The 12,818-nt window shown below is 33.9% G+C and carries 11 protein-coding genes; 1 reads left to right on the top strand and 10 read right to left on the bottom strand.

Annotated features, from left to right (window positions below; all coding sequences use genetic code 11):
* Nucleotide 1 precedes the first annotated feature (1 nt).
* The 9 genes from larC to ACQY63_RS03255 form a co-directional block, all read right to left on the bottom strand.
* Nucleotides 2-1,255 carry a nickel pincer cofactor biosynthesis protein LarC gene (larC, locus tag ACQY63_RS03215; protein WP_428244702.1) on the bottom strand — a complete coding sequence of 418 codons (1,254 nt, stop codon included), beginning with the start codon at nt 1,253-1,255 and terminating at the stop codon, nt 2-4.
* 18 nt (nt 1,256-1,273) lie between these two features.
* Complete coding sequence (larB, locus tag ACQY63_RS03220) at nt 1,274-2,032, bottom strand: nickel pincer cofactor biosynthesis protein LarB (RefSeq protein WP_428244703.1); 759 nt, start codon at nt 2,030-2,032, stop codon at nt 1,274-1,276.
* A 13-nt stretch (nt 2,033-2,045) separates the two neighbouring features.
* Complete coding sequence (gene larE, locus ACQY63_RS03225; protein WP_428244704.1) at nt 2,046-2,861, bottom strand: ATP-dependent sacrificial sulfur transferase LarE; 816 nt, start codon at nt 2,859-2,861, stop codon at nt 2,046-2,048.
* A gap of 191 nt (nt 2,862-3,052) precedes the next feature.
* Nucleotides 3,053-3,790 (bottom strand): HAD family hydrolase, encoded by a 738-nt coding sequence (locus ACQY63_RS03230; RefSeq protein ID WP_428244705.1) that lies wholly within the window; start codon nt 3,788-3,790, stop codon nt 3,053-3,055.
* Nucleotides 3,791-3,802: 12 nt separating this feature from the next.
* Entirely contained in the window at nt 3,803-4,531 is a 729-nt protein-coding gene (locus tag ACQY63_RS03235) for a YebC/PmpR family DNA-binding transcriptional regulator (protein ID WP_428244706.1), read from the bottom strand.
* Between the two features lie 81 nt (nt 4,532-4,612).
* The gene (locus ACQY63_RS03240) at nt 4,613-4,960 is read right to left on the bottom strand and encodes a type II toxin-antitoxin system PemK/MazF family toxin (RefSeq protein WP_117999487.1); all 348 of its coding nucleotides are present in this window, start codon (nt 4,958-4,960) and stop codon (nt 4,613-4,615) included.
* A 70-nt stretch (nt 4,961-5,030) separates the two neighbouring features.
* Nucleotides 5,031-6,212 (bottom strand): alanine racemase, encoded by a 1,182-nt coding sequence (alr, locus tag ACQY63_RS03245; RefSeq protein WP_022166012.1) that lies wholly within the window; start codon nt 6,210-6,212, stop codon nt 5,031-5,033.
* A gap of 52 nt (nt 6,213-6,264) precedes the next feature.
* Complete coding sequence (locus ACQY63_RS03250; protein WP_428244707.1) at nt 6,265-7,737, bottom strand: NAD(P)H-hydrate dehydratase; 1,473 nt, start codon at nt 7,735-7,737, stop codon at nt 6,265-6,267.
* 13 nt (nt 7,738-7,750) lie between these two features.
* The gene (locus tag ACQY63_RS03255) at nt 7,751-8,389 is read right to left on the bottom strand and encodes a redox-sensing transcriptional repressor Rex (RefSeq protein ID WP_117999485.1); all 639 of its coding nucleotides are present in this window, start codon (nt 8,387-8,389) and stop codon (nt 7,751-7,753) included.
* 149 nt (nt 8,390-8,538) lie between these two features.
* Between ACQY63_RS03255 and ACQY63_RS03260 the strand changes: the two genes are divergently transcribed.
* Nucleotides 8,539-10,452, top strand: coding sequence for an ATP-binding cassette domain-containing protein (locus ACQY63_RS03260; RefSeq protein WP_428244708.1), 1,914 nt, complete (start codon nt 8,539-8,541; stop codon nt 10,450-10,452).
* A gap of 99 nt (nt 10,453-10,551) precedes the next feature.
* On the opposite strand, the gene ACQY63_RS03265 is transcribed toward ACQY63_RS03260, so the two are convergent.
* The gene (locus tag ACQY63_RS03265) at nt 10,552-12,813 is read right to left on the bottom strand and encodes a heavy metal translocating P-type ATPase (RefSeq protein WP_428244709.1); all 2,262 of its coding nucleotides are present in this window, start codon (nt 12,811-12,813) and stop codon (nt 10,552-10,554) included.
* Nucleotides 12,814-12,818 lie beyond the last annotated feature (5 nt).

Raw genomic sequence — 12,818 nt, forward strand, 5'->3', positions numbered from 1 at the left:
ATTAAATCTCCTTTAATATTTCTTTTTTTATTTCTTTTAATGAAAGATTTTTCTCTTTTGCAATTCTAGCCAAATCTTCATATTCTAATTTTTCTTTTGATATTCCATAGCCGTAAGATTCCTTTAATGAAATGTCACCTAATGAACTTTCAATTGTTTTAACATTTCTTGTAAGTCCGTAACGTTTACAAATATACTCTCTAACGCCTAATGTTGTTGTGTATTTAAAAATTAATTTAAGGAACTTTTCCTTGTCTATATTTTTACACATACATGTAATCATTGTTCCCGGGCGATTTTTTTTCATATTAATATTTGTAGTGTACACATCTAAGGCACCATTATTCATTAAGATTTCTGTAGCAAAACCTATTTCTTCAGCAGTCATGTCATCTATATTACATACCAACTCCAGAACATCATCCATTTTCTGCTCTTCTTCTCCTAAGAAAGCTCTAATGCAATTTGCCACTGGAAAATCTTTATTTCCCATACCGTAGCCTATTTTCTGAGTTTTCATTATAGGCATTGCATCAAAATCATCTGCAAAATATTTAAGTAAAGCTGCCCCTGTTGGTGTACACAACTCACCCTTTATGTTACCTGAATATGAAGGAACCTCTCTTAAAATATACGCTGTAGCAGGTGCGGGCACAGGTAAAATTCCATGAGCACATCTAACATTACCACTGCCTACATGAACAGGTGATGCCATTATTCTGTCAGGATTGATTTTGTCAATCAACATACACACACCAACTACATCGGCAATGGCATCCATTGTACCTACTTCATGGAAATGTATCTCTTTGATACTTTTATTATGAGCTTTAGCTTCTGCTTCGCCAATTAAACCATATACATTAACTGCATCTTTTTTCACTTTAGCAGGAATGTCTAACCCATTAATAATCTCTTCAATATGAGAAAGACTACTATGTGAGTGGTGTCCATGACTATGGTCGTGGTCATGTTCATTGTCATGGGTATGCTCGTGCTCATGTTCATGTAAATCATTGTTTTCCTGTACGTTAACATCTTCACTTACTTCTTCTTCACCATTAACCATTACTCGCATGTGAGTACCAACAATTCCACATTTTGTGCTTTCTTCTTTTATTAATTTAATGTTAGGTATATTCAAATTATTAAATTCATTTACAAATTCATCTGGTTGGTCAAGTAACTCAACTAAAGTCGCCATAAGCATATCGCCGGCTGCTCCCATATTACATTCCAAATATAATGTTTTCATTTTCATCATCCTTATAAATTATTTTGTTATATGGTTAATCAGACTTGCCATATAGCCTGCTCCAAAACCATTATCAATATTAACAACACTTACACCACTTGCGCATGAATTAAGCATTGAAAGAAGTGGGGTTATACCACCAAAAGCTGCCCCGTAACCTACACTTGTAGGTACGGCAATAACCGGACAATCTGCCAAACCGCCTATAACACTGGCAAGTGCCCCTTCCATACCTGCAATGGCAATTATAACCTTCGCTTCCATTATTTTATCCACATTATCAAGCAAACGATGCAAACCTGCCACACCTACATCATATAATCTTTCAACATGATTTCCTAAAAATTCTGCCGTGAGAGCCGCCTCTTCTGCCACAGGCATATCACTTGTGCCACCTGTTGCAACAACAATTTTGCCTAGGCCATCCTTTTCTACCAAATTTCCAACAATACCAACTTTTGATGTTTCATCATAAAAATATGTAACTTCCAAAGCTTCTAAATACTTCTCTACGTAATCTGACGCTTCCTTACTCATTCTAGTAATAAGAATATTGCTTTGATTATTTTTTATGAAGCTTTCTGAAATCTTTGCTATTTGGTCAGGTGTCTTACCGGTGCCATAAATCACTTCCCCAACTCCCTGTCGAAGTTTTCTGTGAAAATCAGGCTTGGCAAAACCTAAGTCCTCAAAAGGCTCTTTCTTTAATTCTAATAATGCATCATCTACAGAAACCTTTTTTTCAGCAACTAACTGTAATAATTCCTTTGTATCCATACTAACTCTCTTTTTATATTTCATTTAAAATTTCGTTCATGCTACCTGTTCTATAGCCCTGTAAATCAAGGGTTACATATGAAAAGCCGATTTTTTTAAGCAATGTAGCTACTTCTTCCCTGTCATTTACAATAAAATCATTTATTTGTTCAGGAAGAATTTCAATACGGGCAATATTTCCATGGACTCTTACTCTTGATTGTACATAACCTTTACTAATTATAACATCTTCAGCCTTATCAATCATCATAAGTTTTTCTTCTGTAATCTTTTCGCCGTATGCAAATCTTGATGCTAAGCACGCCTTACTTGGCTTATCCCAAGTCTTTAAACCTAAAATTTTAGACAATTCTCTAATTTCTGATTTATATAAATTTGCCTTTTGAAGTGGGCTTTCTACTTTAAGCTCCTCTATAGCTTTTAAGCCCGGTCGGTAATCGCCGTTATCACTCATATTTGAGCCTTCTACCACATAGGCAATATTATTTTCTTTTGCAAGTTTCTTTATTTCAGAAAAAATTACTTTCTTACAAATATAACATCTGTCAGGTGGATTGTCGGCAAAGCCTTCAATATCCAAAGGATTATAACCGCATATTATGTGCTTAATGCCTTCACTCTTACAGAAATCTCTTGCGTCATTAGTTTCTTTTTCAGGAAAAGCCACCGCATTTAATGTTATGGCTATTGCCTTATCTCCTAATACATCATGAGCAACTTTCAGAAGAAATGTAGAATCTACTCCACTTGAAAATGCTACTGCCACGCTTCCTAATGATTTTAAATATTCTTTTAAATTATTGTATTTAACCTCTAAATCCTTATCCATATTAATCAGTTCCTTCCAATAGACATATTTTTTATTAAACTATTTTATATTTTAAAATATATATAAATCTGTTGCAAATGCCTATATTATATACAATTTTATGCCTAAAAAGCATGAATTAGCTGTAACAATTTCCTATTACGTAAAAAGAAGAAAAGTCATTATTAACAACTTTTCTTCTTTTTATATTTTTATTTTAAAGTAGGAAGATTGGATATATACTGCTTAAATACATTCCAATTTCCTTTTTTTATTTCTGATACATTAATATTATTTTCATTTATAACATTACCTTCTAAAAGAAATACATCCATTCCTATTTGAGAAGCACACATGTCTTCTGTAACATCGTTTCCAACCATTAAACAATCTTCAGCATCCTTATCAAGAACCTTTAATATATGTTTATAATATTCAATGTTAGGTTTTGCAAAACATGAATTCTCATAAGTAGTTATTAATGAAAAATCATCCTGACATAATCCTGTCCATGACAAACGTTCTAAAATTGCCACTTCCGGAAATATAGGGTTTGTTGCAACAACTAATGTATAACCTTTTTCTTTTAAAATTTCTATACATTCATTTACTGTTTCAAGAGGGCTTGTAACATATCTTGCTATGGAAAAATCTTCTTTATAAAACTTCGTAATTTCTTTTTGAATCTTACGTTTTTCTTTGGAATCCATTTTTCCACCGCCACCTGTCATGAAGTTAGCAAAAGCTTTCCAAAAGTACTCTTCATTTGTAATAATACCGTCGTTTGCAACCATTGCTTTCACGCCAACCCAAAGCCCGGCAACAATTTTCTTTGAATCAAAATTGGATGATTCCAGTCTACTACTTAAAAGTTTTATGTACATGTCGGTAAATTCTTTCATGTCCATTGGAAGTAATGTTCCATCTAAATCAAATAATACTGTGTTCATTAATATCTAATCCTATTCGTCCCAGTTGTGGTAAACCTGCTGAACATCTTCATCTTCATCTAATCTGTCAATAATAATGTTCATTTTCTTAATAGCTTCTTCGTCTGTTAATGTAACATAATTCTGAGGAATCATTGTTACTTCAGCATTTGCCATCTTAATTCCTTCTTTTTCTAAAGCTTCGCGAACTTCACTGAAAGCATCAGGATTAGTTAAGATTTCATAACTATCTCCTTCATCTGAAAAATCTTCAGCTCCTACATCTAATGCCACCATCATAAGTTCATCAGGATCCATATCACATTCTTCCTTATCAATGATAATCTGTCCTTTCTCGTCAAACATATATGATACACAACCCTGTGTTCCTACATTACCGCCACCTTTTGTGAAACAGTTTCTAACATTTGCTGCTGTTCTGTTTTTATTATCTGTTAAGGCATCAACAATAATAGCTGTACCGTTTGGTCCATATCCTTCATATCTTGCTGTTTCATAATTAACAGCCGCTGCGTTACCTGCAGCTTTCTTAATACCTCTGTCAATTGTATCGTTTGGCATGTTGTTAGCTTTTGCCTTTGCAATAACATCACGTAACTTACTGTTATTGTCCGGATCAGCTCCGCCTTCCTTAACTGCTACAGCAATTTCCTTACCGATAATTGTAAAAAGTTTTCCCTTTGCTGCATCATTTTTTTCTTTCTTATGTTTAATATTCGCAAATTTTGAATGTCCTGACATAAAATTCCACTCCTTTGTATTTCTTATTTTACACGCACTCTAAAGTGTAACATTTTATATTTTAATAGTCAACTTGCACATCTATGTATCTAATTCCAGACTAATGCACAATGCCTTATTAATCGTCCCCATCATTTCTTCATCCAAATGACAGACTTTATCTTTTAATCTTTGTTTATCTATAGTCCTTAACTGTTCAAGTAAAATAACCGAATCCTTAATTATATCGCATTTATTTTTGTCTATTCTAATATGAGTTGGCAGTTTTGCCTTTGACATTTTAGATGTAATTGCTGCGACAATAACTGTTGGACTATGTCTGTTTCCTGTATCATTCTGTATAATCAAAACCGGTCTTATACCACCTTGTTCAGAGCCAATAACCGGTCTTAAGTCAGCATAAAAAATATCGCCTCTTTTTATTATCATTTCCACACTCCAAATCTATTATAATAACTATAGTATTCCACTTTTTGGAATGTGTATTCAATTTTATAAATTAAAATTCAAGATTATAATCATCTTCAAAATAATCTTTTGTGCCAACTATTTTTCCATCTTTTAAATAAACTCTTGGCACTCTTTTTCCTAAATCACAAATAAATTCGTAATTAAAAGTACCTGCTTCTTCGGCTAATTTATCAATTAATATTGTTTCGTCCCCATCAGTACCTACTAATGTAACTTTATCGCCAACTTTTACATCCATACCTGTAACATCAACCATAAACTGATCCATGCATACCCTTCCAATGATGTTAGCTTTCTTACCATTAATTAAAACATAGCCTTTGTTGCTTAAGTTTCTTGGATAGCCGTCACCATAACCTACAGGAATTGTTGCAACAGTCATCGGCTTATCAGACACAAAAGTATGACCGTAACTTACACCTCTGCCTGCCGGAATTTCTTTTACATATATTACATGTGAATATATACTCATTGCAGGTTCTAGTTTCATTGCCTCATGGTCCATTTCATCTGATGGATAAAGACCATACATTGAAATTCCTGCTCTTGAAAGGCTTAATGATGTTTCAGGCATTTCCATAATGGCTGCACTGTTAGCGCACTGGTGAACCGGTATTTTTACACCATTTGACTCTACTTTTTCCACAAAATCATTAAATTCCTTAAACTGATTGTAAGCTACACTTTTGTCAACATAATCAGCCTTTGCAAAATGAGTAAAAATCGACTCGATTTTTACATTTGGCAGTGCGTCAATGGCTACAATTTCCTTCACAGCTTCATCACTTGGTATATAGCCGATTCTGCTCATACCTGTATCTACTGCTATATCAATATTTACATGTTTATCTAAGCTAATTGCTATATCAGACAATTTCTTAGCATCTTCTATTGAGAAAACTGCCGGTATCATACCTTCCTTAACAACAGTTTCGTAAGTACATTCAGGTGTGTAACCAAGAATAAATATTGGTTTTGTTATTCCATGTCTTCGTAAATTATGTCCTTCGTAAGCTGTAGCAACTGCATAACCATAACAAATATCATCTAATGCTTTTGCAATTGGAACCGCTCCATGTCCATAACCGTCTGTTTTTATTACTGCAACAATTCCTGTTTCCTTTTTCATTTTACATTTCATTAATTCAACATTTCTGTGAATTTTGTCTAAATCAACTGTTGCATAAACTCTAAAATATTTTTTATCCATATCTACTGTTTCCACTTTTTCCACAACCTTTCATTGTCTTCTAATCTTAATTCTAAAAATCGCCGTTGTAAGCTTTTGTAATATTATTACAAATATCTCCTGCCATCATGGATTCCTTACTTGATTCCATGGCTGCCAAATCACCTGCTACTCCATGCAAAAACGTAGCCAGTGCCGGAACTTTTTCAAAATCTGTTTTTGTACCAAGCAAAGCTACCATAATACCTGTTAGAACATCTCCACTTCCTGCTGTGGCCATACCACTATTGCCTGTTAAATTAATATAAGTCCCTTTCTTATTAGCCATAACAGTTCTTGCATCTTTTAAAACAACTGTGGCGCCATATTTATAATTGACTTTTCTTGTATATTTAATTAAATCCTGTGCAATTTCTTTAGCCGGTACTGCAAGGAATCTGCTCATTTCTCCAAGATGAGGTGTTAAAATAACTTTATCATGAAGTTTTTCTTTTATTTCGTTATGTCTTGATATTGTATTAATACCATCAGCATCAATAACTGTAGGTATTTTTGATTCTAACACTTCATTAACAATTTCTGTTTGAACTTCACCGGTTCCCATTCCGGGACCTACTGCTATTACATCGCACCACTTAATTGCTGCCTGTAATGACTTAATATCAAATTTATCAATTGTATAAGTATTAATCATTGCTTCCGGTAAAAGCTTCCCTAAAATATTTCTGTTATTTTCGTGTGTAAATATGCGAACCATACCTGCACCTGTTTTAAAAGCAGCCAAAGCGGACAGTGCCGCGGCACCTGAAATTTCTTTGCTGCCTGCAATAATTAAAACCTTACCGTAATTACCCTTATAAGAATAATTAATTCTTCTTGGCAGATATTTTAAATCTTCTCTTGTAGCATATTTTATAAAATCACTGTTTTCCCATGATTCATATCCAATATCGCTTACAATGACTTTCCCACAATAATCTGCTCCCGGATACAATACCGTACCAACTTTATGAAAGCCGAAAGTCACAGTATAGTCCGCCTTAATCGCAACTCCAAGAACTTCTCCTGTACTTCCGTCAATGCCTGATGGAATGTCCACTGCATAAACCTTTGCCCTTTGATTATTTATATATTCAATGGCATCCTTATACTTACCTTCTACTTTTCTGGATAAACCAACGCCAAAAATTGCATCAACAAAAATATCGCAATCAGCAAAATCTTCAACAATACTTATGCCAAGATTTTCATTTATTCTAAGCTGTGTTTTAAAATCCTCTGTTGCCTTATTAATGTCACCAATAACGCATGTACATGTATTGTAGCCTTTCAAATGAAGCATTCTACATATAGCAAGACCATCTGCTCCGTTATTTCCTACACCGGCTATAACCTGAACAGTTTTTGTTACCGGCTCATTTTCCATAATTAAAGAAGTAACACTTAAAGCCGCTCTTTCCATTAAAACAATTCCCGGAATCCCGATTCTTTCAATTGTTTCAGTATCAACTTTTTTCATTTCACTGCTTGTAAGAATATTTTTCATAGGCCACTCCTATCTATAAACTCTCCTGTTTATTCTTTTCTGATATTCTATATGTAAGCTTCATTAAACTTTCAGACAAATGAACATTTTCAACTAAAATGTCCCCGCCAAAGCCTAAATCTGTATGAGCAAAGTTCCAAAAAGCCTTTACTCCACATTCTACTAATTTTTCAGCAACTTCCTTAGCCGGTCCTTTTGGTAATGTTAACGCAACAATTTCAACATTATTTTCCTTAACATAATCATAAAGTGTAGAAATATCTAAAATTTCCGCATTCTGTGTTTTCTTACCAATTAAATCAGGATTTTTGTCAAACAATGCTGTTATTTCAAAGCCTCTGTTTCTGAAGTTGCCATAATTAGCAATAGCCTGACCTAAATTTCCTGCTCCTACAATAACCATTTTGTGGGGTACATTAAGACCAAGTAACTTTCCTATTTCGTCATAAAGATATTGTACATTATACCCATATCCCTGCTGACCGAAACCACCAAAATTATTTAAGTCCTGTCTAATCTGAGATGCTGTAACATTCATCATCTGACTTAGCTCTTTTGACGAGATTCTTTCGATGTTTTGAGCTTTTAACTCATCTAAATATCTATAATAACGTGGTAGTCTTGAAACTACCGCTTTTGAGATTTTATTCATCACATTCTCCTACCTTATATATATATGGTTAATTATAAGGATATAGCAAAAGATTGTCAAATATTTGTCATTCTATATTTTGTTTTAAATTTCAGCATTTTATGATAAACTAGTTAATTAGTGAAATTCAATTAAACAGGAGGATTCTCATGATATTATCATGTAATCATATAAGCAAATCATACGGTGTTGAAACAATTTTAAATGACTGCTCTTTTTTCATAAATGATAATGAAAAAGCAGCCATTGTTGGAAATAACGGTGCCGGCAAATCTACCATTATGAAGATTATAATGGGGGAACTTTCACCTGATGAGGGAAACGTAATTATTGGCAAGGATAAAACTATCGGTTACCTTGCCCAGTATCAGGATTTAGGTTCAGACACTACTATTTACGAAGAAGTAAAATCTGTTAAACAGAACTTAATTGACATGGAACAAAAACTTTTGGAATACGAGAAAGAAATGGCAAAGGTTTCAGGTGATGAACTTTCTAAATTAATAGAAACTTACACTAACCTGGAACATCGTTTTCAGTTATTAAATGGCTATTCATACAAAAGTGAAATTGAGGGTGTAATAAAAGGTCTTGGATTTACGGAAGATGATTTTAATAAGTCTGTTGGTAATCTTTCAGGTGGTCAGAAAACTCGTGTTGCCCTTTGCAAACTTTTGTTAGAAAAACCTGATATTATTATGTTGGACGAGCCTACTAACCACCTTGATTTAAATTCAATTAAATGGTTGGAAACATATTTGCTTAACTATAACGGGGCTGTTTTAATAATCGCCCATGACCGCTACTTTTTAGACAAGATAGTTTCTAAAGTTATAGAAATTGAAAACCATAAAGCACATGTATACAGTGGTAACTATTCTGACTTTGCTGTAAAAAAACAGGAATTAAGAGTTGCTACAATGAATGCCTATTTAAAACAGCAAAGTGAAATCAAACATCAGGAAGAAGTTATTGCCAAACTTCGCTCTTACAAACAGGAAAAATTTTATAAGCGTGCAGAAAGCCGTGAAAAGCAATTAGAAAAAATAGATCTAATTGAAAAGCCTGAAGAGTTAAAAAATAACATGACCATTAAATTGGAGCCTGACATTGTCAGTGGAAACGATGTTTTGTCTGTTGAGAACCTTGAAAAATCTTATAATACTCTTCTTTTTAAGAATATAAGTTTTGAAATAAAACGTGGTGAACATGTAGCAATTATTGGTGATAACGGCACAGGAAAAACCACTATATTAAAAATAATAAACGGCTTAGTTGATGCAGACTCAGGTATGATTAAGTTGGGCACAAATGTACATATTGGATATTATGACCAGGAACAACACAATCTTACAGATGAAAATACTTTATTTGAAGAAATAGCAAATTCATATCCAAATATGACTAATACAAAAATCCGAAACACTCTGGCTGCTTTTATGTTTACAGGGGAAGATGTTTTCAAGCGTGTATCAGATTTAAGTGGTGGTGAAAAAGGACGCCTTTCCCTTGCCAAATTAATGTTATCGGAAGCTAATCTTATTATTTTGGACGAACCCACAAACCATTTGGATATGGCTTCAAAAGAAATTTTGGAAAATGCAATAAATAATTATACAGGAACAGTTTTGTATGTATCGCACGACAGATATTTTATAAACCAGACTGCCAGTCGTATACTTGAATTAACAAACACAAAACTTATTAATTACCTTGGTAACTATGATTATTATGAGGAGAAAAAGGAAGAACTTACTGCTACTTTTGCTCCTAAGGAAGAAAAAGCAAATGCTGAGAAAACTACTTCCAGCAACAAACAGGATTATTTAGAAAGGAAGGCGGAAGCCGCAAGGATTAGAAAATTGAAAAATGATATCTCAAAAGTAGAAGAAAAAATCAAAAAATACGAAGACCGCTTAAATGAACTTGATGAAATGGTTGCTGATCCAAGTGTTTCAACCAATTCAGCCAAGTTAAATGAAATCGGCAAAGAGCAAAATGAAATCAGTGATAAACTAGATAAGCTTATGGAGGAATGGGAAATTCTTTCTGATCAGTTATAAGAATCACTAAAGATTTTTCTATTACAAAAACGGGACAAGATTTTCTACTGTTAAGTAGTAATTTGTCCCCTTTCTGTTTTATGTTTGTTTTTTATTTTTTTACTTTTCTTTGCTATAAATCTTAGCAAAATTTAATCTTAATGCATTTGATACAACGCAGAAGCTACTTAAACTCATTGCCGCTGCCCCAAACATGGGATTTAATGTAATTCCAAATGGTATAAACAAACCTATGGCTAAAGGTATGCCTATAACATTGTATATAAATGCCCAGAATAAGTTTTCGTGAATGTTTCTAAGTGCTGCTTTACTTAGCTTTATGGCAGCCGGTACATCCATTAAACTGCTTTTCATTAATACAATATCAGCTGCATCTATTGCTACATCTGTTCCTGCTCCTATGGCAATTCCAATGTCAGCTCTGGTTAGTGCAGGTGCATCATTAATGCCATCACCTACCATAGCAACCTTTCCACCTGATTTAAGCTGTTTGATAACTTCTTCCTTACCATCCGGTAAAACGCCTGCAATTACATCATCAGTTCCAACCTGCTTACTAATTGCATTGGCTGTTCTTTCATTATCACCTGTTACCATTACAACTTTTATGTCCATGTTTTGTAATTCTTTAATTGCCTGAGCGCTATCTTCTTTTATAATATCAGCAACTGCAATAATACCCATTAATTTATTATTCTTTGCAAACAATAATGGTGTTTTACCCTGACTTGCATACTCTTGGGATATTTCTTTGGCTTTTTCATTTAAACCAATAGTTTCATCCATATATTTAATACTACCGCCTAATAACTTTTCACCATTTAATGTGCCTGTTAAGCCATTACCCGTTAAAGCCAGAAAATCAGTTATTTCTTCTGAAATTATACCGTCACCTTCTGCTCTTTCCACAACAGCTTTTGCCAAAGGATGCTCACTGTTTATTTCAAGACTGTATGCCATTTGAAGTAATTCATTATCAGTAATCCCTTCCATTGGATAAATGTCTGTAACCTTTGGAGTTCCTGCAGTAATTGTGCCGGTTTTATCTAATGCTATAACATTGATTTTTCCTGTTTCTTCTAATGCTACTGCGTTTTTAAATAAAATCCCGTTTTTTGCACCCTTACCGTTTCCAACCATAATGGCAACAGGTGTGGCAAGTCCCAATGCACATGGGCAGCTTATAACTAAAACTGAAATTCCTCTAGCCAGAGCGAAACCTATTTCTTTTCCAAGTATTAGCCAGCCAATCATTGTAACAATTGCAATTAAAATAACTGCCGGTACGAATATACCTGAAATTTTATCAGCTACTTTTGCAATTGGTGCCTTTGTTGCCGCAGCATCGCTTACCATTTGAATAATTTGAGATAAAGTTGTATCTTCACCAACCTTGGTTGCTTTGCATTTTAACAAACCTGACTGATTTATTGTTGCCCCATAAACCATACTGTTTTCTTCTTTGTCAACAGGAATACTTTCTCCTGTTAAGGCAGATTCATTTACTGCACTATGACCTTCTATTACAACTCCATCAACGGGTATGTTTTCTCCCGGTCTTACAACAAATACATCGTCCTTTAAAACTTCTGATGCATTAACATTTATTTCCTTACCGTCACGTATAACATTTGCTGTTTTAGGAACAAGTTTCATTAAGCTTTTTAATGCATCCGTAGTCTTACCTTTAGAGTGAGATTCAAGCATTTTTCCAACTGTAATTAATGTTAAAATCATTGCTGCCGATTCGAAATACAATTCCATCATATATTTTATAACCAACGCCTCATCGCCTTTAACCTGTGCAGATGTCATTAAAAATAATGATACTATACTATAACCAAAAGCTGCCGATGAACCTAACGCCACAAGGGTGTCCATATTAGGTGCTAACTGAAACAGGCTTTTGTAACCTGAAATAAAAAACTGTTGATTAATAACCATAATAATTATTGTAAGTAACATCTGAGTTAAGCCTATTGCAACATGGTTGTTGTCATAGAACGAAGGCAGTGGCCAATTCCACATCATGTGACCCATTGAAAAATACATTAAAATAATTAAAAAGAATAAAGACCATATTAATCTTTTCTTTAAAACAGGTGTATCCTTGTCTTCAAGAGAATCATCGATTTCTTCTACAGCTTTTTCACTTTTGTCTTTCTTTTTAACTGATGCTCCATAGCCTGCCTTTTTTATAGCTTTAATTATTTCCTTGTCACTAACATCACCTTCAACCCCTAAGGAGTTTGTTAGCAGACTAACAGAACAGGACGTCACTCCCTCTACTTTTGATACAGCCTTTTCTACCCTGGCACTGCAGGCTGCGCAGTGCATTCCTGTAACATTATATTGTTTCATTATAT

Origin of the sequence: Eubacterium sp. Marseille-QA0814 (assembly GCF_965119675.1) — a bacterium.
GTDB lineage: Bacteria > Bacillota > Clostridia > Lachnospirales > Lachnospiraceae > Eubacterium_G.